This window comes from Acidithiobacillus sp. (genome assembly GCF_023229925.1).
In the GTDB taxonomy this organism is placed as follows: Bacteria; Pseudomonadota; Gammaproteobacteria; order Acidithiobacillales; family Acidithiobacillaceae; genus Acidithiobacillus.
In genome coordinates this window covers 686,774-711,409 of sequence record NZ_JALNYM010000001.1, presented here as the reverse complement: position 1 = coordinate 711,409, position 24,636 = coordinate 686,774, and the positions used below count along the sequence as shown (strand labels likewise).

Here is a 24,636-nt window from a genome sequence, read left to right as displayed (position 1 = left end):
GATGCTTCATTGGGGCAAAGCCGGTCCGTGGTGCTCTTCCAGCGTCAGGCCACGGCCTTGCACACGGAAGCTGTAAGTGAGCACCAAACCCAGCAGGCTGACCGTGCCCATCAGCAGCAAGACCATGGTAACGCCCAGCGCAGACTGGATCACCGGCAGCAAAAAAACGCTGATGGTCGCGCCAATCTTGGCTATAGCGGCAGCGAACCCGGCGCTGAAGGCGCGGACCTGCGTGGGGTACATTTCTGTTGGCAAGATGAAGGTCGTGGCGTTGGGGCCTGCGGTCATGAACAGATTGAACACCATGAAACCGATCAGAATGAGCTGCAGGTGGGCAGCGGCCCCTCCGGCCATACCCGTCGCAAAATAGAGTAATCCCATGGCGAGCGCCATGCCCCCAAAACCGATCATCTGCATATGAATCCGGCCCAGCCAGGGTACCGCCCAGAGGGAGAGTACGGAACCGAGAAGGAGAAAAATATCCACCTTGCCGCTGTCCAGCGCATTGGCAAGGTCTCTGCTAACCACACCGATGATCCCGTCGTTCCCGCCATTGCGCATGGCACCGAGCAGGATGGTGGTGAACAGGCCGACGCCGTAGGTGGCCACGTCCATAAAAAACCAGGGCAGGGTCACCAGCAAGGTGCGGCGTCGGTATTCCGGAGAAAACAGGGTCCCTATACCCATGTGCCGACCTGGTCGGATCTTGGCCACGTGGTGGATTTTCTTGCCCAGATGCCGAACCATGGCGGCGAGCATCTCTGTTTGTTGAGGCGCGATGCGTTCCAGAATGCGGGCGGCTTCGGCGTTGTGACCACGCCCCATACACCAGCGCACGCTCTCCGGCAGGGTGAGGCGGCCGAGCAGGTAGGGGAGCACCAATAGTGCTTCTGCGGCCAGCAACCAGCGCCAGGTATTGTCTCCGGGATGGGCGTTATGCAAAAGGATCAGAGCAAAACCGGCACCTGCCAGCATGCCGATGGATTGCACGGCGATGGCGGCCGCCATCATGCGTCCGCGCCGCCTCTGGGGCATGAATTCCGCCAGATAACTGCTTCCTACCGGAAAATCCATGCCAATACCCACGCCGACCAGCAATTCGGCACCGATGAGCTGCGCAGCATTGGGCGCGAGCGCGGCCAGCAGGGCGGCGATCATGAGCAGGATCATGTCCATGACCATGACGGGTTTGCGCCCGAAGTGGTCAGCCAGATGCCCGCCGAGCAGTGCGCCAATGACGGTGCCGCCCATGAGCATGGCAGCGGCCAGGCCGACGCTGGTGGCGGGAAGGGCAAAGACGGGTATCACCAGGGGTAGCGTGACACCCAGTAGAAACATCGAGACGCCGCTGAGCAAGGTGCCACCAGTGGATAACGCCCAGATGCGATAATGGATCGGCAGCAGGGGGCTTTCGTCGAGAATCTGGGTCATGCTGGCGTGATCGGGGTGTACTGGGTGCGCAGGCTGTTGCGCGCGGTGATGCGTTTTACCGGATTTCAACGACGGTGCTCCTGCCCAGGTAGGAGCCGGTGGCAGTGCCGGGCGATCATCAGGTCTTCATTCGTGGGGATGACGAGGATGTCTACAGGGCTGTGCGGCACGGAAATGCGTAGTCCGGGGTCTTCATTGGCGACCGGATCTATCTCCAGCCCCAGCCCCAGCAGGGGCCGACAAATGGCCCAGCGGATCGCGGCGGCGTGTTCGCCAATGCCCCCCGTAAAAACGAGGCGATCCAGTCCACCCAGCACCGCCATCAAGCTGCCGATGGCCTTGCGCGCACTATAAGCGAATAGGTCGATGGCCTGCGCTGCATGGGGGTCGCCACCGCGCAGCTGCAGCAGGGTCTGCATGTCGCCGCTACAGGCAGAAATACCCAGCAAGCCGGATAAATGGTTGAGGACGCGCTCCAGTTGCGCCGCATTGTAGCCCTTTTCTTCCATGAGATAGAGCAGAACGCCGGGGTCGAGATCGCCGCTGCGCGTGCCCATCACCAGGCCGCCAGTGGGGGTGAAGCCCATCGTGGTATCGCGGCACCGCCCGTTATGCACCGCCGCCATGCTCGCGCCATTACCGAGGTGGGCGATGATGGTCTTGCCGGAGGCATGATTGGGGAGCCGACCGACGATGTACTCGTAAGAGAGGCCATGAAAGCCGTATTTACGGACACCTTCCTGCCAGAGATTGCGCGGCAGGGGTAGACGGCTGGCTATTTCCGGGATGCTCTGATGAAAGGCCGTATCGAAGCAGGCGACCTGCGGAATATGGGGCCACACCGCCTGTACAGCCTCTATGGCGGCGATTTCCGCGGGAAGATGTAAAGGGGCAAAACGCAGGGAGGCGCGCAGATCGCTGAGCACCTGGTTATCCACCAGGCAATGCGCCTGATGATGCGGTCCGCCGGAGACAATGCGGTGGCCGACGCCGTCCGGCGTCGCGCAGCGTGTCTCCGCCAGTGCCGCAAATACGGCCTTTAAGGCCTCCTGCTGCTGCGGCAAGGCTAACTGCCGGTCAAAGACCTGCTCTTCTCCCCGCTGCAGCCATAAACGCCCGACGCTCTGCCCAATACGCTCGGCGGCGCCTTCCGCAAGTTTCTCTTGCCCTGCAGCCCCCAGCGCAAAAACCGCGAACTTGATGGAGGACGAACCGCTGTTGAGGCAGAGGACATGTCGCGTTGCCGCTATATTCACAGGCCTCCCTCGCCAGTGGCCAACCAGGACAAATCCTCCAGCCGCTTGCCCAGCCGCTGCAGAAAGCGTGCCGCGTCAGCGCCGAAAATCACCCGGTGATCGCAGCTCAGGGTAAAGTCCGCCCGCCCATCACGGCCCGCGGCAGCCACGGCCAGTATGGCGGAAGCGCCCACCGGCACGATGGCATTGAAGCGCTCTACTTCCGGGAAAACCCCAAGATTGGAAAGATAGAAGCTGGCCCCCTGATAATCTTTCGGATAAATCCGGCCCTTTTTGACTTTGCCGAGCAGGGTCCGCCAGTCCTCCACCAATTCCTTGAGCGGCCGGCCGGCCGCATCGCGCAGCACCGGTGTGATCAGCCCCTCGCCCGTATCCACGGCGATGCCTACATCCACCCGGCTGCGCTTGGCCAATCCCTGACGGGTCCAGACGTGGTTAAACCAGGGATCTTCGGCGACGGTCAGCGCGCAGGCGCGGGTCAGGGCGAGGGTCAGGCTGAGGCTCGCCTGTTTGGCGGCAGCATGCAGGGGCGCCGTGGCCAAGCGGCTGCTGATGAAAAAGGTGGGGGTGTCGAGGGTCGCCGACATATTACGGGCCACCGCAGCGCGGAGCATGCTGGGTCGCTCGATGGTGTAGGGCGGGCCGAGGCACAGGTCCGCATCTTCGGGCGCTAAAACGCTGGCCAGTACCGGGGCCGCATGAATGGTGCCGTCGGGACCGGGCTTTACCTGGCGGAGGTCCAGTTCCGGATCACGGGCAAGGGCGCGGGCGTACGGAGAAGCCTGGAGACCACCGGGGTGCGGGGGGTGCTCGGTCTTTCTCGCTTCCCGCGTATCGGCAATGTAACCGATGACCTGCCGCACCGGGATGTCCGTGCCCACCGCGGCTAGAGGGCCCGCCAGAAAACCGTCGGCAAAGGCCTCCACATCCAGAATCGCTTTATCCGTTTCGATCTCCGCAACGGCTTCGCCCTTCTTGATCGCTTCACCGACAGCCCTGTTCCAGCGGGTGAGGCGTCCGGTCTGCATGGTGTCGGACAGTACCGGCATGGTGATTTCCGCTTTCATCAACCTCTCCTCCTAGCTCCGGGCCATCATCCGCCGGGCCGCCTGTACAATGTCTTCCCCGCGGGGGATGCTGGCGGCTTCAAGAGTACCATTGAAGGGGGTAGGGATATCCATCCCCGCTACCCGCTGGATGGGGGCGTCCAGCAGGTAAAAGCAACGCTCCTGCAAGGTGGCGGCGAACTCCGCACCGGCACCGGCAAAGCGGCAGTCCTCTTCGACGATCAGGCAGCGGTGGGTCTGCTCTACCGAGCGCACGCAGGTGTCCCAATCAATGGGCGAAAGGCTGCGCGGATCAATGACCGTGAGTTCGATGCCTTCCGCCGCCAGGGTCTCCGCAGCCTGCAGGGCCAGCGGCAACATCCGCGAGTAGGCGATGCAGGTGATGTCCCGCCCTGGCCGACGTAGCACCGCCTGATGGATGGGTGGAGCCAGCGTCGCCTCGTCTACGTCGCCTTTACTGAAATAGAGCAACTCATGTTCCAGCACAAGAATGGGGTCATCGCTGCGAATGGCCTGGCGTAACTGCCAGTAGGCATCCTGTGGGGTGGCGGGGACCACGATGCGCAGGCCGGGCACATTCATCAGCATGTGCTCCAGCCGCTGCGAATGCTGAGCACCTAACTGTTTGGCAACACCACCGGGCATGCGGATGGTGAGAGGCATGGGAAACTGTCCGCCGGACATGAACGGGATTTTTGCCGCCATGTTGACGATGGCGTCCATGGCGAAAAGGGCGAAGTTGATGGTCATGATCTCCACCACCGGGCGCAGGCCCAGCATCGCCGCGCCCACCCCGAGGCCGGTAAAACTGTTCTCGGAGATGGGGGTGTCGCGCACCCGCCATTCGCCATATTTGGCCATGAGCCCCTCGGTCACCCGGTAGGTACCGCCATATAGCCCCACATCCTCGCCCAAGGTGAGTATGGTCTCATCGGCGGCCATTTCGGCGTCCATGGCGCGGTTCAGCGCCTGCCAGTAAAGCATCTCGCTCATGGCGCAGCCTCCATGAAGGTCTCGAAACGGCGATTGCGGTGGAAGGCTTGCCAGGCATCGTCCATGTCCGGTGCGTCGCTCTGTTCGGCAAAAGCCACCGCATCCGCCACTTCTTCCTGAACCTCCTGGCGCATACGCCCGACGGCCGCATCGTCCAGATGCCCCGCCGCACAGCAGTGGTCGGTGAAGCGGGCCACGCAGTCGGCACCGGCTGCGGCTATGGCATCGGCGCTGGGGTATGGGCATTCCGCCATCTGGACGGCCGCGGCGATGGGGTCATTGGCCTGATAGGCAGTGAGCTCAGCGGCCGGGCGATAGCGGCCGGGGTCGGCCATGGAATGTCCTCGGAAGCGGTAGGTTTCCAGCTCCAGGAACTGCGGTCCGTCCCCGGCGCGGACCCGGTCCAGTGCCCTTTTGGCCGCCTCGTGTACCGCGATGATGTCCATGCCATCCACCTTTTCAGCCGCTATGCCATAAGCGCAGGCGCGTTTGTAGACTTCGGTGATGGCGGAGTGCCGGTGAATTTCGGTGCTGATCTGATAATGGTTGTTCTCACAGACAAAGAAAATGGGCAGTTTCCACAAGGCGGCCATGTTCAGGGATTCGTGAAAGGTGCCCTGATTGACCGCACCATCACCGAAGAAGCAGAGCACGGCTTCAGGCAATTTACGATAGGCCACCGCGTAGCCTGCGCCCAAAGCAATGGGGAAGGTCTCACCGACGATGGCGTAACCGCCCAGAAAGCGCCGGTCCTTATCGAAAAGATGCATGGAGCCGCCCATACCGCCGCTGACCCCGGTTTTCTTGCCGTACAGTTCGGCCATGATCTGCCGCGCCGGAATGCCGCGCACCAGGGCATGGACGTGTTCGCGATAGGTACTGACCACGTAGTCACCCGGTTCCGCCGCATGCAGCACGCCGACTGCCACGGCCTCTTCACCCGGATACAGGTGCAGAAAACCGGCGATGTTGCCTTGGGCGTAGCTTTGTGCGGCCGCCTCTTCAATGGCCCTCGCGCGCAACATGTCGCGGAGCATGGCTGCCATTTTTGCCTTATCCATGCGGCGTCTCCGCCAGGAAATCGTCTGCCGCTTTGGTCAGGGGCACCGGATACATCAGGGTCGGATATTCGTCCGTCAGGTCGTCGATGATCTGCGTGATTACGGCGACACGATCCATGGCACTCATAACGACAACTCCTTTTCCCTTGGGGGAAACCGGCTTCAGACAATGCTGTTATTGAGGAGGATGCTGCGTCCGGTCATGGCGTTGGGTTGCGGTAGACCCATGAGTTCCAGAACGGTGGGGGCGATGTCGGCGGTGCCGCGGCCGATACCCAGGCGGGCGCCTGGTTCCCCGATCAGCAGCATGGGAACCGGGTACACCGTGTGCTGGGTATGGGGCTCGCCGCTTACCGGGTCCACCATCTCGTCGCAATTACCATGATCGGCGGTAAGAATCACCTTGAAACCCTGCCGCTGCGCCACTTGCAGCACCCGGTGAAACTGCAGGTCGAGGGTCTCCACTGCGCGCAGGATGGCGGGGATTTTGGCGGTATGGCCGACCATGTCGCCATTGGCAAAGTTCACCAGTACAAAGGCGTAGTCACCACGCTCCAGCGCCGCGATAATCCGGTCCGCCACCTGCGGCGCGCTCATCTCTGGCTTCAGGTCATAGGTGGTCACCTGCGGTGAGGGGATGATCTCGCGATCTTCCCCCGGAAAGGGGGCTTCCCGCCCGCCATTAAAAAAATAGGTCACGTGGGCGTATTTCTCGGTCTCGGCGCAGTGGAACTGCTTCAGACCGGCATCGCTGATCACTTCGGCCAGGACGCTGTGGGGAATGTCGGGGGGGAAAAGGACCGGAAAGGGATATTCGTCGTTGTAGGAGGTCATGCACAGGGCACGTCTCGCGGTCTCGCCCCGCCGTTCGAAGTGCTTGAAGTAGGGCATGGCGACGGCCGCACTCAACTGACGCATGCGATCTGAACGGAAGTTAAAGAAAAAGACCGGCTCATCGGCGGCTATGCGATTTTGTTGCGGATCGCCGATGAGGGTGGGCGAAATGAACTCATCCCCCTCAGCGCGCTGCCAGGCACTGTGGATAGCCGCCTCAGCACTGTCCGCAGTGCGTCCTTCCCCGCGCAGCAGCGCGGCCCAGGCCTTTTCCGTCCTGTCCCAATATCCGGCACGGTCCATGGCCGTATAGCGCCCGCAAACGGTGGCAATGCGGCCCTTCCCCAGGTGGTGCAGGGTTTCCTCCACCTGACGGGCGAACAGATCGGCGCACTGCGGCGCCGTATCACGTCCGTCGGTAATCATGTGCACTACCGGCTCCACGCCCGCCGCCACCACCAGCGGCAGGATACCCAGCAAATGTGCGATATGGGAGTGCACGCCACCATCGGAGACCATACCCACCAGATGCAGGCGTTTGGAGTCTCCGAGCATGTCCTGCCAAGCCGGAATTCGCGCAAAACTGCCGTCCGCCAGGCTATCGGAAATGCGCACCAGATCCTGCAGAAGAATCCGCCCCGAGCCCAGGGTGAGGTGACCCACCTCTGAATTGCCGAATTGCCCGTCCGGCAGGCCCACCGCCCGCCCCGAAGCCTGCAGGGCGGTATGGGGAAAACTGGCAAAGTAGTGATCGAGATGCGGCGTGTGCGCCTGAGCCCAGCCATTAAAAGCGCGATTGGGATTGAGACCGAAGCCGTCAAAAATCACCAGCAGTACCGGGTTGACCTTCATGCCCCTCCACTCCGCCTTCTTTCCACGTCGAGCACAAGCAAGGTCGTCGCCAGTACCGTATCCGGATTCAGGCTCATGGACTGAATGCCGATTTGCACCAGAAACTCAGCCATCTCCGGATAGTCCGAAGGGGCCTGTCCGCAAAGTCCGGAGTGGATGCCGTTACGGGCGCAACCCTCCACCGCGAGGCGGATCATCTCCTTGACGCCATCGTCCCGCTCATCATAGTCGAAGGCGACTATGGCCGAGTCGCGGTCGACGCCCAGGGTGAGTTGCGTCAGGTCGTTACTGCCTATGGAAAAACCGTCAAAGCGCTTGGCGAACTGATCGATCAAAATGACATTATTGGGAATTTCGCACATGGCATAGACCTGCAAGCCATTTTCGCCACGGCGCAGGCCGAACTCCGCCATCTTCGCCAGCACGTCGTCCGCTTCTTTCACCCGACGTACAAAGGGCAGCATCAGGATGACATTATCCAGCCCCATCTCTTCGCGAACCCGTTTCATGGCCAGACATTCCAGATGAAACCCCTCGGTATAGGCCGGGTGTGCGTAGCGCGCGGCGCCGCGGAAGCCGAGCATCGGGTTGTCTTCCTCCGGCTCAAACCAGCGCCCCCCCAATAGGGCGGCATATTCGTTGGTTTTGAAGTCGGACATCCGCACCACCACCGGCTTCGGATAGAAGGCGGCAGCGATGGTCCCGATGCCTTCCGACAAGCGTTCCACAAAGAAATCGGCGGGCTGGACGTAGCCCTGGGTCAGTGCTGCCAATGCTTTGCGCTCAGGGACATCCTCGACCTTTTCCGGATGCAGTAGCGCCATGGGATGGGCCTTGATGGCGCTGTTGATGATGAACTCCATCCGCGCCAGACCGACGCCATCGTTGGGTAACATGCATGTCTGAAAAGCGATTTCCGGATTGCCGAGGTTGATCATGATCTGCGTTTGCGGACGGGGCAGGGTGGCCAGATCGGTATGGCGGACCATGAAGGGCAGGGTACCCGCGTAGACATTGCCGATATCACCACTGGCACAGGATATGGTCACACTGTCGCCATCCTTCAGCGTGGTGGTCGCGTGATCACAGCCGACGACGGCAGGGATGCCCAGTTCCCGGGCGATAATGGCGGCATGACAGGTGCGTCCGCCGCGATTGGTGACAATGGCGGCTGCCTCTTTCATGATGGGCTCCCAGTCCGGGGTAGTGGTATCCGCCACCAGAATCTCGCCGGGCCTGAACGCCGCCAGGTGTCTTACATCCCGGATAATATGCACCGGTCCGGATGCGATCTTGCTGCCGATGGCGCGTCCCTGCACCAGTACGGTGCCCTGACCGTCCAGGATGTACTCTTCGAGCACCTGTCCCTTTTTCTGAGAGGCCACCGTCTCTGGCCGCGCCTGGACCATGTAAAGCTGGCCGTCGGTGCCATCTTTTGCCCACTCCATGTCCATGGGTCGGCTTTCCTGCATTTTCCGGCTGTAATGCTGTTCGACCTGGATGGCGTAATCGGCGAGAGTCAGCACGTCCGCATCGCTGAGGCAGAAACTGTCCTGTTCATGGCGGTGGGTGGCGACATTGCGGGTGCCGTGCCGGGTATCCCCTTCGGTATAGATCATCTTGATTTTCTTGCTGCCCAATACCCGCCGCAAAACCGCCCTTTTGCCCCGCAGAAACGCGGGTTTGAAGACGTAGAATTCGTCGGGGTCCACGGCGCCCTGCACCACGTTCTCACCCAGTCCCCAGGAGGCGGTGATGAAGACCACGTCGCGGAAGCCCGTCTCGGTATCCAGCGAAAACATCACGCCGCTGGTCGCCTTGTCCGAACGCACCATTTTCATGACGCCGATGGACAGGGCGACCTTGAAATGGTCAAAGCCCTGATCAATCCGATAGTGAATGGCGCGGTCGGTAAACAGGCTGGCAAAACAGCGGCGACAGGCGTCCAGCAGGGCGACTTCGCCGGAAATATTGAGGTAGGTGTCCTGCTGACCGGCGAAACTGGCGGTAGGCAAATCTTCGGCGGTCGCGGAGGAACGCACCGCTACCGACAGTGCTTCGCCATATTCCTTGCGCAGTTCGGCGTAGCCCGCCAGTATCTCGGCCTGCAAATCCGCCGGCAGGGGGGCGCTGTAGACGATTTCGCGTGCCCGCGCACCCCGCCTGGCCAGATCGGTGACGTCGGTCGGGTCTAGCCCGTCCAGCGCATCATGGAGCGCCGGCCAGGCGCCAGCCTGATCCAGCAGGTAACGATAGGCCGCACCGGTGATGGCAAAACCATTGGGGACCTTCACGCCCTGTGGACTCAGTTCCCGGTACATTTCCCCCAACGAGGCATTTTTACCGCCTACCAGAGGCACGTCTTCTATGCGGATGTCCTTGAAAAAACGGATATAGCGCCCAGACATGACCCTCTCCTCTGCTGTAAATCCGATTGTCATCTCTCTATATAAACATAGTAGACCCGTCGGGGTCCGGCAAGCCTTGGCGGCAACTGAGCGAGGGCTCAGATATTGCCGGATGGCTTCTGCGGCAGGGCGGACGGTTCGGTATCTTTTATCGGCTCGAGAGCCTTCCACGATACCCGCAATTCTGGCAGAGGTCGATTCAGCAAATGTTCCAGGCGCTCGATTTCCGGGGCATACAGTTCCTGCAGAAAACGCCGCGCTGCGCTGTCCATGGGCGGCTTACGGCCTTCGCGCAGGAAAAAGTGACGCCAGATATATTCGCCCCAGCTATGGGGGAAAAGATGCTCGCCGATAAAACGGCTCATACGTCCGCTGGCAAGACGCCGGGCCCAGTTCCCGCGCGGCAGACGGTGCGCGTTGTGGGCGGTTCCCAAATCAATGGCGCGCATGGCCGCACGATCAATGTCCAGGAAATCGGCAATGCCCTCCAGCACCGCCAGTGGGTTTTCTTTGAGATCTTCCAGGAGGCAAACGTGTACGTGGTCGGCACCAAAACGCTGTTGATAACGGATGATCTGCGCCGTATAGCGCCCGAGTTCCACATAGAGTTGGGAGATACCCCAGCCTTTATCGGAACGGGTCCAGTCCCGCTGCAACGCCTCCATGAACGGCAGGTCGAGGACGCCTTCATTGAAATCCATGAGGTATTGGGCATAAGCCCGCTGTACCGGGTCGCGCAGAATGACAATGATGCGTGCATCGGGCTGCACGGCATGGATACGTTCCGGGGCCTCTTCACACCAGAGATAAGAAGGACTGGCATCCCCGATACGGGGAAACTGGTCGGCACCCCGATAGAGATGCTGATATTGCTCGACGTTGGCTACGTACTGAATCAAATGGGTCTGTTCGGGAGAAGGATGGGGCTGGGTAAAGAAATGCGGTTCTTTCATCGTCGGCAAGAACACCTGGGGATGTTGCCGCAAGTGCGCATAGAGCGAAGTCGTGCCGCTCTTTACCGCGCCTACGATATAGAAATTGGGCCATATACGGTGCGACATTATGCGGTTCCTTGATCAGGGCGGTTATAGGCGGCGCGCAGAATGCCTGCCAGCGCGTAGACGGTATGTCGTACGCGCCTAGTGGCCATCCGCCGCCCCCAGCAGATGCACCATGATCTCCGTATAGATCTGGGACAGATGTTCCAGATCGGCAACGGCGACGCACTCGTTGATTTTGTGGATGGTGGCATTGATGGGTCCGAGTTCCACGACTTGCCCGCCCAACTGGGCGATGAAGCGTCCGTCCGAGGTGCCGCCGCCGGTAGAAAGCCGGGCCTCGTGCCGTTCTACGGCTTGCAAGGCCTTTTGAGTGGCGGCCACCAGGGGACCCGGTGCAGTAAAGAAGGGCGGGCCGGACAATTGCCAGTCGATGGTGTAGCGCATGGCGGAGGCGTCCAGAATTTTGTGGACCCCTGACTGCAAAGACTCCGGCGTGGACTCCGTGGAAAAACGGAAATTGAAATCCGCCTGCAACTGGCCGGGAATGACGTTGTTAGCCCCAGTACCCGCATGGATATTGGAGAACTGCAGACGAGTGGGCGGAAAAAAATCATTCCCCGCATCCCAGGTCTGATCCACGAGATCCGCGAGTGGGCGAAAAGCGCGATGGATGGGGTTATCGGCTTTGTCGGGGTAGGCTACATGCCCCTGTATACCCTGCACGGTCAGGCGTCCGTTCAGCGAGCCGCGTCGACCATTTTTGATGACATCGCCCAGTGTGTGTTCGGAAGAGGGCTCGCCCACCACGCACCAGTCGATGGTCTCCCCGTGGTCCCGTAACCAGTCCACCACATGCCGTGTGCCATGGGTGGCGATGCCTTCTTCATCGGAGGTGATCAGAAAGGCCAGACGCCCGGAATGCCCCGGATGCAGGGCGACAAAACGCTCTACCGCCACCACCATGGCGGCAAGACTACCTTTCATATCGGCGGCGCCGCGTCCGTAGAGCAGGCCGTCGCGGATGGTCGGCTGAAAGGGGTCGCTCTGCCATTCTGCGAGCGGACCGCTGGGGACCACATCCGTATGTCCCGCAAAACAAAGACACGGACCGGTGTTGCCCCGCTCCGCCCAGAAGTTCTCCACCCCCCCGGCGGGCAGACGTGTCACCCGGAAACCGATGGCCTCCAGCCGGGCGATCATCAGATCCTGACAACCGGCATCCTCTGGGGTCACCGAAGGGCGGGAAATCAGGTCTTCAGCCAGCGCCAGTACGGCACTTTTGCCCACGGGGCGCCCCTCAGATGTCACGGAGAATGGCGTTGATGCCGACTTTCCCCAGGGTTTTCGCATCCACCTGCTTGACGATGACGGCGCAGTAGAGGCTGTAGCTACCGTCTTTGGAAGGCAGGCTGCCGGAAACCACCACTGAACCAGCAGGTACCCGTCCGTAGGTAATCTCACCGGTTGCACGGTCATAAATGCGCGTGCTGGAGCCGATGAAGACGCCCATGGAGATGACCGATCCCTCCTCCACAATCACGCCTTCCACCACTTCCGAGCGGGCCCCGATGAAGCAGTTGTCCTCGATGATGGTGGGGTTAGCCTGCAAGGGCTCCAGCACGCCACCAATGCCGACACCGCCGGAAAGATGTACATGCTTGCCGATTTGCGCACAGGAGCCGACGGTAGCCCAGGTATCCACCATGGTGCCTTCATCCACATAGGCGCCGATGTTGACGAACGAGGGCATCAGCACGCAGTTGCGGCCGATAAAGGCCCCGCGCCGCGCCGTGGCGGGGGGCACTACCCGAAAACCGCCGGTGCGAAAATCGTTGCTGTTATAGTCGGCAAACTTGCCCGGCACCTTATCGTAAAAATTGGTCTCGGCACCCGGAATACGGGCATTATCCTGCAAACGGAAAGAGAGTAGCACCGCCTTCTTGATCCACTGATGGGTGACCCATTGGCCATCGCGCTTTTCAGCCACCCGCAGGACGCCCTTGTCCAGCCCTTCGATGGTCTGATGCACGGCTTCCCGCAGTTCAGCCGATGCCTGCTTGGGGGAAATCTCCGCACGGTTTTCCCAGGCGGCGTCGATAATGGTGGCAAGACTGTGGCTCACAATAACTCCTTGATTAATATTTGTTAAAAGTCGAAAAGGGGTGCTGTTCCATAAAATGGCGTATGCGCTGCATGCCCTCGACGCAGTCTTCCAGGCTGCCGACCAGCGCAATGCGGACTCGATCCTGACCGGGGTGGATGCCGTGGGCATCCCGCGCCAGATAAGCACCGGGCAGGCAGCGTACATGCTCTGCCTCGTAGAGGGTGCGAACGAAGGCTTCGCCATCGCCCACCTGCGGCCAGAGATAAAAGCCGCCAGCGGGCGTCTCTATCGGCAGCACCGCACCAAGAATATCATGGGCGGCGGCAAACTTCCGGGCATAATCAGCACGGGTATGCCGCACATGCTGCTCATCCTGCCAGGCGGCGATGGCCGCGGCTTGAATGAAGGGCGGGGTGGCGGCACCCAGATAGGTCCGATAACGGATAAAAGCCTGGAGAATATCCGCGTCGCCCGCGACAAAGCCACTGCGCGCACCGGGAATGCTGGAGCGCTTGGAGAGACTGTGGAAAGCCAGTACCTGCGCCAAACTGCCCGTCGCTGCGGCGGCCTCCAGAATACCCACTGGTGCCTGTCCGTCGGGGTAGAGTTCACTGTAGCACTCGTCAGCAGCGAGCACGAAGCCGTGCTGCCGGGCTTTGCGGATCAACCAGTCCAGGGTTTCCAGTGACAGGGTCGCGCCCGTGGGATTGTGGGGCGAGTTGATGTAGAGCAGCGCGGTGCGTGCCCAGACGGATTCGTCTACGGCGGCAAAGTCGGGCTGCCCACTAGCCTCGCAATTCAGATAATAGGGCTCTGCACCGGCCAGCAAGGCCGCACCCTCATAAATCTGATAAAAGGGATTGGGCAACAAGACCAGGGGTTTGGGGGTCTGACAAGGCGGCAGTACCGCCTGCGCGACGCTGAACAGGGCCTCGCGGCTGCCGTTGGCGGGGATGACATGCCGCTCCGGATCGAGAAAAGCCGCGGGCAGGGCAAAGCGCCGGGTGGCCCAGTCCGCAATGGTCTGCCGTAAACGCAGATCACCAAGTACCTTGGGATACTCGGCGAGACCATGCAGGTGCTCAATGATCGCCTCGCTGACGATGGCTGGCGCCGGGTGACGCGGCTCACCAATGGAAAAGTCGATGAGCTCCTTGTCCGCCGGAGTAACGCCCGCCAGCAGTATGCGCAGACGCTCAAAAGGATACGCCTGCAAGGTTTCCAGCAGGGGATTCATGGAGTTTATTGTCATAAGCAGTGATTCTGGGGCAAGGATGGCGGTCATGACAAGCCCTGACGCAGTGAGTTTTATTTGAGGTATTTATGCCAGAACTGCGCTGCGCCCGCATTGTCATTGACCGTGTAGGGAATGAAGCCGATTTTACGATAGGCTTTCTGGGCAGGAAGGTTGCCATCCAGCACTTCAAGCGTGAGCTTGCAGCACCCCGATTGATGTGCGGTTGCCTCAATATGTGCAAATAGCGCGCTGGCAACACCGTGACGGCGAAACTCTGGCTTTACATAAACATCATGAATGTTGATCAGGGGTGCACTATTGAATGTGGAAAACCCCTCGATACAAACCGCGACACCGATCGTATCCTGCTTTTCAATGGCGAGAAAAATGTGTACCCAGGGTCGGACACTGAGGTCATCCAATAATCTGGACTGAACGGACGCGCTTAACGGCTTTCCCTGCCCCATATCATCACAGGCGTAAAGATCGATCAGCTCGAGTATCGCCAAACGGTGAACCGTATTTTGATAATCAGCACGAATGACTTGGATCATGAATCTTTCCTCTCTGGTGAGCATGGTGGTCGGGTGCGCACAACATCTCCGGGCTCTATTGGTTCCTGGCTTATGTAAGCGTTATAATTGAATCTGGTTTGTGGTCAGATACATCTGACTTGAATGAGGTGGCGCACGGTTGCTACAAAGGGCTTGCTGACCAATAAGCAACGAGGAGCGCACCGTGACAGATAATAGCGTTTTTGAAGATTCGGCAGAAGAGCATGCCGCCTGGCGACGTTGTTCCCTGGAAGGTAAACGGTATGCCTACTGGTGGGTGTCAGCGGCGGTCTGCGCGCATCCAGCACCGCTGGGTGCACAAGACCGCCAACATCCTCAACGTGAGAATACTGCAAGTCGTTTTCGCGTGCCATGAATAATTTATCAATAATGTAAAAACATTTAGAACGTGTGAGGTCAGTTATGGAGCTAAAAATACGGTGTGGAACCGATGATGATGCGGAACAGGCGATAGATGTTATTCGTCGCTCTATTATTGAACTCTGTGAAAGTGATCATCGAAATGACAGTGCTGAAATAGCGGAGTGGGTTCGGAACAAAACGGAAAAAAATTGGAGAAAGTGGGTGAATAGCTCGCTGGGAGTGGTTTTAGTTGCAGAACGTGGCGGTCAATTAGTCGGTGTTAGCGTTGTGGATACTTCTCCATAAAGGAGGACTCGACAGAGCTGGTTCTTGAAAAGAACCTTTTGTCCCCTCAAGAAACCGGTGCTTAGAACGACAATTGAGCTGACAAATCAGGCCACAGGTTATCTTCCCACTGTTTTGATGCCGAAAAGCGTACTGTACAACAATAGTGGATCCCGGATTTTGGACAAAGCTTTACCTGGTTAGCATGATGTTTCCGCTGCTTTTTTGGTTCAGGGTGCCACGTGATGTAATGCATTGATTGTTAAGACATGGACGTTTCACTGCAGCCATTGTCGTCACCAGACTTCCCTGACTGCGGTAATCCTCTTTCAAGGTGCCGGCTTGTCCCAGACCACTTACGCGCGATTCTCCGCGCCCGATTTGGCCGGCGCGGCGGCATAGAGCCGACTCCCCGCCGCGCTATCCTATCCTTCCTCGCCCAAAACGACGAGGTTTGACGCGCATTTATGATCAAAGAAAATCCGGTGTTTTCACCGTGGCGATAAAAATACCCATAGTTGCAACAACGGCCGCAACGATGGTTATTGCAGCCGCGCTCGAGTTGAGAATAGTAGAAACTCCAAAGATCAGCATTCCAGCGGGGATGCCGATTGTATGAACGGCCTGATCCCGAACTGCAAAAGCATGAATATGCTTATCTGATCCAACGGACTGCCCAATGGTGTCCCAGCGAATCCCCGACACCGTAACTAGAGCCGAACCAAAGAATCCAGAAACCCAGACAATAAGAGGTACAGAGACAAACAGAAAACATAGTATCTGCGCCGCGAGGCTAAAACAAGCTAATAACTGCAATTGTTTCCAAGATAATGATTTAATCACTCCCAGCAATGATATCGCTGATCCAGCCAGCGAACCTGTAGCCATACAAGCAGCTGCCACTGCCCATGCTGCAGATGAATTGCGATCTATAACAAATGTTGGTCCTGCGGTTCCTAAAATGCCAATCGTTAGCGCCACAAATAGCCAAGTCATGAAACCAACGTTGATCCAGCGTGGGAGTTTTACATTGTTAATATGGGGTATCTCATTTTCTGTATTAATGATTTTATCTGTAGTATGACCAGATTGGTTGACTTTTATTCGAGTTAACATAAGGATGCCAATCAGAAAGCTGAGCGCGTCTATGAGCAGTACCGACTTAAATCCAATTGAAATCATAATGACGGAACTAACAAGTGGACCAACAATTGAGAGGGTGTCACCGAATATAGACATCCATGAGTTTGCTTGCGTGCGATGCTTTGATGGAATAATGTGTGCCATTGCGTTAAAACGTGCAGGTTGAATGAACGCGGTGGCGAGGCCATAAATTCCAGAAGATATGGAGAACGCTGTAATGGTAACGATTGCTTCACTGTTATGGTCAGCGTGAAGTATTAGCCAGATGAAAAGTCCAATTTGCGCAGAAAATCTAACAATATCAGATGTAATCATCACCGATACAGGGTTCGCTGCTGGCCTGGTATGCCGTACTATAAGCATACCCAAGAGTCGGCCAAGCCACAATGAAAGTAGCACCAAAGTAAAACCCCAACCAGATGGCTCGACACGGTGACTTTCAATCGCAAATGCAATGGGGATTAATGCGTCACCTATTCCTGACACTAAGGCGGCACCGAGTAGCTTACGAAAAACCGGTACAGAATATGGGCCTAAATATGCATAAAGATTGGTCAGCATTATTATTGTACCTGACTTAATAGGATTTTACGACTTCCTCTAAAGGAAGATTGTAGTTACGTTCCAATACGCCGCCGTGGTTGCAGGAGATAGCGCCAGATGACGAAGAGGGCGCCATACTATTTTCTGCACCTTTTTAATAGGAAAAAATAATGATCATGGAAATTTAAAATATATCAGATCCAGACTTATCACTGGGAGCCTATCACACAGTCGAGACGGCAAAGTAGGCGGCAGATGATTTTTTTACGACTTTCTTCTCCCAGAAAGCGAATGGTCAGCCTGCTGCATGGCCTCTCCTGCAGGATAATGTGCTCTTCATGCAGATGAAGACTGCGCATGGATATTCCCCGATTCGAAAATACAGAAGAGACCAGGAACAGTGTTCCGGGCTCATCCTGGACCGTAAGGGTAATCACCTGCTCTGGAAGCATGTCTGCGTCTAGGGGTTCCATAATTGAAGTTTCCTTTGTATGGAGTGCGCTGCCCGGTAAAAGAGTTGTTGCTCGCCTTCGGAAAGTGTCATCGGATAGACTGCGTCCCACCCCTTGGGGCTGATGACTACTGGCGCCCCGATAGGGCCAGATACGTCTAAAAATTCGTCTCTGAGGGAGACCTGTGCGGCGATCACGGTATCCTTGCCACTCAGTACGGATTTGATTAGATCCACCGTGGCATTTGCGGTCGCAATATCGGTTTTTGAGCCAGCGAACAACGTCAAAAAAGGTCCCACCATGACCCGCACATCGGGCGGCAACGTATCAAAACGTCGGAATGCTTCCGCGATGTTGCCGGTCTGCGCGACCCGTACGATATCATCCCGCATCTGCGCCAGTGTTTCAGGAAATTCCAGACTAGTCGTGCTACTGCGGACTTTTTTTATGGCGCGAGCGGTTTCCGAGTCAGAAAAACCCTGTACGGTGACACTGCTCCAAATCGGGACAATCCCGTCCCCATGTTCGCCTAGCACCATGGCTCTTACCGCCTCTCTGGAAACATTGATTGAGCGTGCGACTTCACGTCTAAAACGCAAGCTGTCCTGGTATGCACCCATCCCGACGACGCGTTTTCGGTTGTAGCGTTGGGAAAATATTTCGACAATGAGTTCGACCGGATTAGTTACTACAATGACGACCTCGTGTCCGTGTCCGTATTGAGCGATAGCTTCTGCGTAGGGAATGGCAATCTCCCGATTATACGCGGCGAGCTCATCGCGGCTTGGCGGAGGCTTGCCGGGATCGGGGTGGGCCTGGATGGTAGAACCCGCGGTCATGACGATAATGTCCGCCACTACTTCCTCTGGATGCAGAGCGATGTCGATAATGGGACAGTGTTCAGCGAAGGCATCTTTCAGATCCTGGCGGAAACCGTAGAGTGCGGCAGCGCTGTTACCGTCTTTTCTTCCTACCAGTTGTAGGCGATCTGTCGGCAGCAGAAGTTTCTCCAGAAGAACGCGGCTCGCGATATGCTTGCCCGTGCTACCATTGGCGCCGATAATTGAAATGTCCATAAGTTGGAATTCGCCGCGTTCTAGTTAAGGCCTGGTAATAACATAATTAACCCCTGACATATAAATCGGATGGCAATAGCGCCTAAAATAAGCGCTAATATTTTGGTGATGATTTCGATTCCGATGTCACCAAATATTCGGGCTAGATGATGCGCATTGTACATCGCCACGTAGGCGACGAACGATGCGATGATAACGTCAACAATAATAAGGCCATAACCCAGCACATTAGGTGCTCGTTGTCCATATATGATAACAGTACCAATCGCGCCAGGGCCTGCGAGTAAGGGGATTCCCAGAGGGGTAACCAGCCGGCCACTACTATATTTTCTGGTTTTCTCGCTTACAAAAACCGCGCTGATGTTATCTGTTATCAACATTTGCATAGACATCAGCAGAAGTAACAATCCCCCACTTACTTTAAATTCTGATATGCCAATATAGAAATAAGAAAGTATATCATTTCCAAATAACGTGCTAATTGTCAGGACAGCGGCTACGACCAGCGCAATATGCCGCGCCGCGTTCTTTTTTTGTATAACATTTTGATCTTTCGTTAAAGCGATAAAAAGTGGAAGGATGCCGATAGGGTCCATTAGAATAAACAAGGTAACAAGTGTCTGTATGAAAATTTCTATATTGCTATAATTCACCGCGATGGCCTCTTATTTTATATGTTCATTTGTCAGCGCATGTCGTTCTATATTTTTTTGCGCTCGCGCTAACTCCACTGATTCGAGACGTCATTTCAGATCCTTTCTGTTGTTGTAAGTCGACGCTTCCTGCAAGTATGATCTCGCTATATTCGTGGCCGGCAAGAAGATAATATAAAACGTCGTTTTTTAATATGGCGGAGTTATTAAGTATCTCATACCGGTGCTCATATTCTAACCGCGCATGGTTGGCGCAGCGTATGTTGCCCAGTTGTTCGAAGTGTTTGAGTGAGTGTATAGGAGATGCCATGCAAGAGTTGTTGATAATCATCTTACGTTTCCTCACTTGCGCACGCCTTGTGAATGGCTGCTGCAAAAAGTTAACCCGGGCATGAGCCCGGGTCTGTTTGAGCGCAAATCTACGCGACAATACTAGGAGAAGCGACCAGACAGTCCCACTTCGATGAATCGCGGTTCGCCTGGGTACGCGGAGGTATAAGGATTGCCGACCGCTGCGAATCCAAACTCCTTATAACTATTGTAGTAGTGAACGTAATAATGGTTGTCTAACAAATTGTCCACATTCAAACTGACAGTCAGCGAGCTCAAGTGATCCTCGTGAATCGGAATTTTATAGCTCGCCTGCAGATCGGTAATAAAGTAGGGCGCCAACATCTTAGATGTGTCTGGCGTAGTTGCGTCATAGAGTAGCGGATTGGGATTGCTCGGAGAAATGTTGTAAGTGGTTGGTTGTGGACCAGTATATTGTTCCATGAGCTGCCCGCTGAATCCACCCTTATGGTACGTCACACCTAAAGAGGCCAGCCAGTTTGGCACCGCTGCTAAGGGATCTCCAGAAAATACATAACCATACTGTCCCTCAAAAGGTGTTACGTTTGCAGAGAAGGAATTTTGGTAGTTCGCCTGAGTAAATGATGCGCTACCAAATGCCGTTATATTATGGTTGATCTGATACTTGCTAGACAGCTCCAGACCTTTCATTTGTTCTTCACCAATGTTTCCGTAAAGACTTTCATTAGTGACATAGTTGGTATAAAACGAGAACATGCCGTGCATATTCTGCCAGTAGCCGTCGAAATTGACGTATAGGCGCTTGCCGACATAGCGCACACCCGTTTCGTAGGCATTCACCGTTTCCGGTCCCGGCGCGAGTGTAGTGCTCCCGCTAGAACCCAGTACATAGTCCCCTACTGGTGCAAAACGCGCGCCCTTACCATAACTGGCATAGGCCACGACCTTGTGAGTTACATCATATGAAAGACCGAGATAGGGTAGAATGGTTTTGTCGTAGTTGCCTAACGAGTAAGGGGCCATTCCATATAGATTATTAGGTACATAGTTGCTGGTGCTTACGCCAGTAATGGTGACCCCAGGTTCTATATGAAGCCGGTCATCTAGCAAATTGATTTTATCGGAAATATATCCGCTATAGACGGTACGCTGCGCGTTGCCGCCCATCGGCGCAATATTGTTATATCCATTGATTTCTGGCATGTTCAGGTTGCCATAAACATAAGCACCGCCACCAGATCCGGTTTCCTCTTTGGCAATGAGCCCGCCGATGGTTATATCGTTATGAGGCAGAAAAAAGTTTATCTTCGGTGCAAATCCGAGAGTGTGGGTCGATCCCCTGCTTATTTCTGCGGCTTCTCCTGCCGTATAACTTCCGAAAACGGCCTGGGGATCATACCCGAGATTAGGCCCAACGCCAGTACCGGCGTTGGGTCCCATTGCGCCGTAGGCAAAGTAAGGCGAGTTAAAGTTTACCTGATAGGGATACGTAGCGTTGATGTACGCAGGATCGGTGTAAGTTTTGAAAACGTTACTTTTGTGGATATAAAATAACTTGCCACCGACAACAATATGACTGTTGATATAAGTGGAATCACCGAGTATCACCGTCAAATATTTGTTATCTTGTTCGGTACTTGCCATAGAGAGCGGATAATTGTAGAAGATGCCATACTTATCCAGTTGTGCTGTGGGAATCGGTGCACTGATAAGATTACCTTTTGCCTGGTTATAAATCACTGTTGCAGTGACTTTGGAAAGACCATCATCATAAGGCTTTATCGCGCTAAACAGGAAGTCGGTGTAACGCGCGGGTGTGTTTTGGATATAGCCTGCGGTCTGTGTTTGGCTGAGACGGACAAAAGTCTTTAGGCCATCTGTATCGGGAATGTTACCGGAATTGGCTTCAAACCCGTAGGTATCCGTCGAGAAGGAACCGATTTTAGTGAAAATGTCCGCATAGGGCTTGGATGTGGGCTGCTTGGTGGTATAGTCGATGGTTCCTCCGACGGTGGCGAAGCCGCCGCGATCGGGTGGGGCCACGCCGGGATAAACATGAATCCCGGAGATTTGACCCGTCCCTACGAGCGAACCTACGTTGTTCGTAAGGTATGCCCCCTGTCCGCCAGAAAGAAGGCTTGTCATAGGTATGCCATCTAACGTTTGTGCGAGCTGAGTCATCCGCACACCACGTACGGTAAGAACCGGGGTGCCAGGTCCGATATTCTGCTGATATTCATTGACCGAGGGCGTTTGTTTTAGGATGCTGTAAATAGATTGTGAGCTACTAGCGCGGCTGATCTGTTTAGGTGAAATTACCGACATCGCCGATGCGATATTGCGCTCACCAACCAATAGCTTTTCATATTTTTTCTTTATTCCTTTAAGCTTGACCACCTGCTCGGTGCTGGTGCCAGTGTTCATCGCAGGGCTGCTGTTTGTGGCGGCGTAAGCCGGCGTAGCGAGAGCGGGGTATAGTGCGAGCATCGTCGCCGCAATTACTATTTTTATTTCTTTACGGGACTCGCAGCATCGGCTTTGCTCCATAATGGTGCGGTTGTAGCATGGTTTCGGCATAATTTTATCTCCGGTTAAAATGTGATAACACAGTGAAATTAAGGTCGGAACTCTTAACTTATGCAGATGCTTGTCGCGTCGGCCGGAGAGCTCCAATGCGCGCTATGCAAGCAACTGTTGTGCCAACGAGACAACGGTGTTGCCGCAGCTGGCGATTCCGGTAACTTTTTTAAAAAAATAATATTGTTACCTGCTGATATAAAAGGAAAAAATTATTTTTTCAGGTCTGCATGAAAATAGTTGCAAGGCGGACGACCGGATTCATTCCAACATATGCTGCGCTCTTTATGTTGTTCCATTATGGTGCAGTGATGATCATGGATGGCCTACAATGGTGCGACGGGAGCGGGTTGTCCGAAGTTGGAAAGGACAATGGTCGTTGTAGGTTTCCATGAAAGACATTTTGTCGGTACGTTATGTTGCGGATAGGTGAAGTGAATGTAACGATATTTTTCGGAACGTCTCCCCAGGTCGTGGTATTGGTCATCGTGCCTGGCATGAAATATGCTCACCTTCAAGTTGCTCTGTTCTGGCCAGAAGCTCCATGGGCGTTGCGGCAAAATCGCATATTCAGCCTGCGGGTTTTGAGTTTTATAGAATAGACTTCGCCGCTTCAGAGGTCGTCCCGCTGTTGGCCGCGCTTTGTGCCTCAATGTGGGAGTCAAATAAATATGGTTGCGAATGACCTGCACAAAATAGCAGTACCACCGCTGCAAAATAATCGACCAGCGTTGGTGTTGGAGAAAAATGCATGACGATGTCGGGATATGTATGTGTGCTGTTGTGGGGATTGATTGGTATGGTGAGCGGCGGCACTGCCGAAGCCTCTACGGAAATCCAGAATGGCGGGACGATCACTACCGTGCCGGGAATCGGATTATCTCCCCCGGCTGCTATGAACGGATTTAATCCGCTACTGACATCCTCGGCCTATGATAGCGAGGCAGAGTCACTGATGTATCAACCACTGCTCTGGATAAATCGCAAGTTTCAGATCAATTACCAGTTGAGTGTGGCTAAAAAAATAATCGTCAGCCAGGATCATCGCAGCTTTACGGTTTTTCTTTCCAAAAGTTGGAGGTGGTCTGATGGCGTGCCGGTTACGGCGGCGGATGTGGCCTACACCTACCATATGATTCTGAAGTTGGGTCCCCTTTATCCGGGGTATGGAGCCGGCGGGATGCCGGGTGAAATTAAATCCTTTTCGGTAGTTAATCCGTATGAAGTTCGTGTGGTCACGAAACGTTCGGTCAATCCGACATGGTTTGAGTTGAGCGGACTTGCGCAACTTGTGCCATACCCTGCGCGTAGCTGGAAAAACTACACCGTAAAGCAAATGAATGACAATATGACCAACATGAAATTTTATACTGCGGTGGATGGTCCTTTTCGTCTGGAGTCATTTCATGCGGGTCGCTACGTCAGTATGGTCCCTAATCGGGCTTATTCTGGACCAGATAAGCCCCACATTGGCCGTCTGATATTTCGATTCTTGAATTCTAATTCGAGTGTCTTCTTCGCGCTGAAACGTGGAACGATCCAACTCGGGAATCTGCCGGCTCCATTATACAAAGCCAAAGCTCAACTTGTTAATGATCGCATGGTTACGGTGGGGCCTCCATGGGGGTTTAATTATTTGGGTTTTAATTTTGATAATCCCCATATTGCCTTTGTGCACAATGTGTTGGTGCGGCAGGCAATGATGCATGCCATTAATCAGGATTTAATGATTAAAGTTCTGGGTTATGGACATGGTGCGCCGGCTTACGGTCTGATTCCGGGCAATCCATCGGTTTTTTTGTCACCAGAAGCCAAATCACTCCTGAAAAAAGAAGCTTATGATCCCGCACTTGCTGATAAGCTGCTGGATGAGGCGGGCTGGCATCGTGGTTCGGATGGAATTCGTGAGAAAAATGGGCGGCGGATGGTATTTACGCTCTACCTGCCGCCCGACATTATTCGTGGGCCGACGCTCCTCGCGGAAATGTTTGCAAAAGTAGGTATAGAAGTAAATATGCGGGAGAAGCCATTTAATGAAGTGTACGCGGAAATGGTGGACACTCATGACAAAAACTGGCAGGCCGTTTATCTTGCCTGGAGCCAGAGTTCTTTTCCGACGGGTGGTTCGATTTTCAAATGCGACGGTGTTGAAAACAGCTATCATTACTGTAACAAAAATCTGGATAAATTGGGGGACCAAATCAGAATACACGCCGGTCTCCAGCCGCTGTATAATTTTCAAAATTATTTTACTGAGCAGCAGCCGGTGATTGTGCTCCCTATTATGAAAATATTTGTTATGGCCTATAAAAATATTCATGGCCTATCTAAGGCATTAACTCCTACGGGTGGTTTTTACCCGCAATTTTTATGGGTGAGCCATGAAAAATAACTTAACTGACCGGTCGGATCCGCGATCAAGGAGTTTTTCTCG

The 24,636-nt window shown here is 55.4% G+C and carries 21 protein-coding genes; 3 read left to right on the top strand and 18 right to left on the bottom strand.

The features are described from left to right. Positions 1-6: 6 nt before the first annotated feature. The 13 genes from M0P56_RS03650 to M0P56_RS03590 form a co-directional block, all read right to left on the bottom strand. A complete protein-coding gene (locus M0P56_RS03650; RefSeq protein WP_291508688.1) occupies positions 7-1,500 on the bottom strand; it encodes an MFS transporter in 1,494 nt (497 codons plus the stop codon). Continuing rightward, entirely contained in the window at positions 1,497-2,687 is a 1,191-nt protein-coding gene (locus M0P56_RS03645) for an acetate/propionate family kinase (protein WP_291508687.1), read from the bottom strand. Before M0P56_RS03645 ends, M0P56_RS03650 begins: the two co-directional genes overlap by 4 nt. Beyond that, a complete protein-coding gene (locus M0P56_RS03640; protein ID WP_291508686.1) occupies positions 2,684-3,754 on the bottom strand; it encodes a 2-oxo acid dehydrogenase subunit E2 in 1,071 nt (356 codons plus the stop codon). Before M0P56_RS03640 ends, M0P56_RS03645 begins: the two co-directional genes overlap by 4 nt. Positions 3,755-3,766: 12 nt before the next feature. Next, positions 3,767-4,747 carry an alpha-ketoacid dehydrogenase subunit beta gene (locus M0P56_RS03635; protein ID WP_291508685.1) on the bottom strand — a complete coding sequence of 327 codons (981 nt, stop codon included), beginning with the start codon at positions 4,745-4,747 and terminating at the stop codon, positions 3,767-3,769. Then, on the bottom strand, positions 4,744-5,808 hold the full coding sequence (locus M0P56_RS03630) for a thiamine pyrophosphate-dependent enzyme (protein WP_291508684.1): 1,065 nt from the start codon (positions 5,806-5,808) through the stop codon (positions 4,744-4,746). Before M0P56_RS03630 ends, M0P56_RS03635 begins: the two co-directional genes overlap by 4 nt. Then, positions 5,801-5,935: a hypothetical protein gene (locus M0P56_RS03625; protein ID WP_291508683.1), complete on the bottom strand. Its 135-nt coding sequence runs from the start codon at positions 5,933-5,935 to the stop codon at positions 5,801-5,803. Before M0P56_RS03625 ends, M0P56_RS03630 begins: the two co-directional genes overlap by 8 nt. Positions 5,936-5,970: 35 nt before the next feature. After that, positions 5,971-7,494, bottom strand: a complete 1,524-nt coding sequence (gene gpmI / locus M0P56_RS03620; RefSeq protein WP_291508682.1) for a 2,3-bisphosphoglycerate-independent phosphoglycerate mutase — start codon at positions 7,492-7,494, stop codon at positions 5,971-5,973. Next, positions 7,491-9,902 (bottom strand): phosphoenolpyruvate synthase, encoded by a 2,412-nt coding sequence (ppsA, locus tag M0P56_RS03615; protein ID WP_291508681.1) that lies wholly within the window; start codon positions 9,900-9,902, stop codon positions 7,491-7,493. The genes gpmI and ppsA overlap by 4 nt, the downstream gene beginning before the upstream one ends. A 98-nt stretch (positions 9,903-10,000) precedes the next feature. Beyond that, positions 10,001-10,963, bottom strand: coding sequence for a sulfotransferase (locus tag M0P56_RS03610; protein ID WP_291508680.1), 963 nt, complete (start codon positions 10,961-10,963; stop codon positions 10,001-10,003). Between the two features lie 78 nt (positions 10,964-11,041). Next, positions 11,042-12,190, bottom strand: a complete 1,149-nt coding sequence (dapE, locus tag M0P56_RS03605; RefSeq protein ID WP_291508679.1) for a succinyl-diaminopimelate desuccinylase — start codon at positions 12,188-12,190, stop codon at positions 11,042-11,044. 10 nt (positions 12,191-12,200) lie between these two features. Then, positions 12,201-13,025, bottom strand: a complete 825-nt coding sequence (gene dapD / locus M0P56_RS03600; protein WP_291508678.1) for a 2,3,4,5-tetrahydropyridine-2,6-dicarboxylate N-succinyltransferase — start codon at positions 13,023-13,025, stop codon at positions 12,201-12,203. 13 nt (positions 13,026-13,038) lie between these two features. Beyond that, positions 13,039-14,259: a succinyldiaminopimelate transaminase gene (dapC, locus tag M0P56_RS03595; protein WP_291508677.1), complete on the bottom strand. Its 1,221-nt coding sequence runs from the start codon at positions 14,257-14,259 to the stop codon at positions 13,039-13,041. Positions 14,260-14,315: 56 nt separating this feature from the next. Continuing rightward, the gene (locus M0P56_RS03590; RefSeq protein ID WP_291508676.1) at positions 14,316-14,798 is read right to left on the bottom strand and encodes an N-acetyltransferase; all 483 of its coding nucleotides are present in this window, start codon (positions 14,796-14,798) and stop codon (positions 14,316-14,318) included. A gap of 184 nt (positions 14,799-14,982) precedes the next feature. On the opposite strand from M0P56_RS03590, the gene M0P56_RS03585 reads away from it, so the two are divergent. Both M0P56_RS03585 and M0P56_RS03580 read left to right on the top strand, forming a co-directional pair. Next, positions 14,983-15,174, top strand: a complete 192-nt coding sequence (locus M0P56_RS03585; RefSeq protein ID WP_291508675.1) for a hypothetical protein — start codon at positions 14,983-14,985, stop codon at positions 15,172-15,174. Between the two features lie 47 nt (positions 15,175-15,221). Then, positions 15,222-15,467, top strand: a complete 246-nt coding sequence (locus tag M0P56_RS03580; protein WP_291508674.1) for a hypothetical protein — start codon at positions 15,222-15,224, stop codon at positions 15,465-15,467. Between the two features lie 450 nt (positions 15,468-15,917). Here M0P56_RS03580 and M0P56_RS03575 read toward each other — a convergent pair whose 3' ends face one another. The 5 genes from M0P56_RS03575 to M0P56_RS03555 all read right to left on the bottom strand — a co-directional run bounded on the left by M0P56_RS03575 (position 15,918) and on the right by M0P56_RS03555 (position 22,202). Continuing rightward, positions 15,918-17,150: an MFS transporter gene (locus tag M0P56_RS03575; protein WP_291508673.1), complete on the bottom strand. Its 1,233-nt coding sequence runs from the start codon at positions 17,148-17,150 to the stop codon at positions 15,918-15,920. A 191-nt stretch (positions 17,151-17,341) separates the two neighbouring features. Further along, positions 17,342-17,605 (bottom strand): amino acid-binding protein, encoded by a 264-nt coding sequence (locus tag M0P56_RS03570; RefSeq protein ID WP_291508672.1) that lies wholly within the window; start codon positions 17,603-17,605, stop codon positions 17,342-17,344. Continuing rightward, positions 17,593-18,660, bottom strand: a complete 1,068-nt coding sequence (locus tag M0P56_RS03565; protein ID WP_291508671.1) for a malate dehydrogenase — start codon at positions 18,658-18,660, stop codon at positions 17,593-17,595. Before M0P56_RS03565 ends, M0P56_RS03570 begins: the two co-directional genes overlap by 13 nt. Positions 18,661-18,680: 20 nt before the next feature. Next, positions 18,681-19,313 (bottom strand): MarC family protein, encoded by a 633-nt coding sequence (locus M0P56_RS03560; protein WP_291508670.1) that lies wholly within the window; start codon positions 19,311-19,313, stop codon positions 18,681-18,683. 432 nt (positions 19,314-19,745) lie between these two features. Next, positions 19,746-22,202 (bottom strand): TonB-dependent receptor, encoded by a 2,457-nt coding sequence (locus M0P56_RS03555; RefSeq protein ID WP_291508669.1) that lies wholly within the window; start codon positions 22,200-22,202, stop codon positions 19,746-19,748. Positions 22,203-22,953: 751 nt separating this feature from the next. Between M0P56_RS03555 and M0P56_RS03550 the strand changes: the two genes are divergently transcribed. Continuing rightward, entirely contained in the window at positions 22,954-24,594 is a 1,641-nt protein-coding gene (locus M0P56_RS03550) for a peptide ABC transporter substrate-binding protein (RefSeq protein WP_291508668.1), read from the top strand. Positions 24,595-24,636 lie beyond the last annotated feature (42 nt).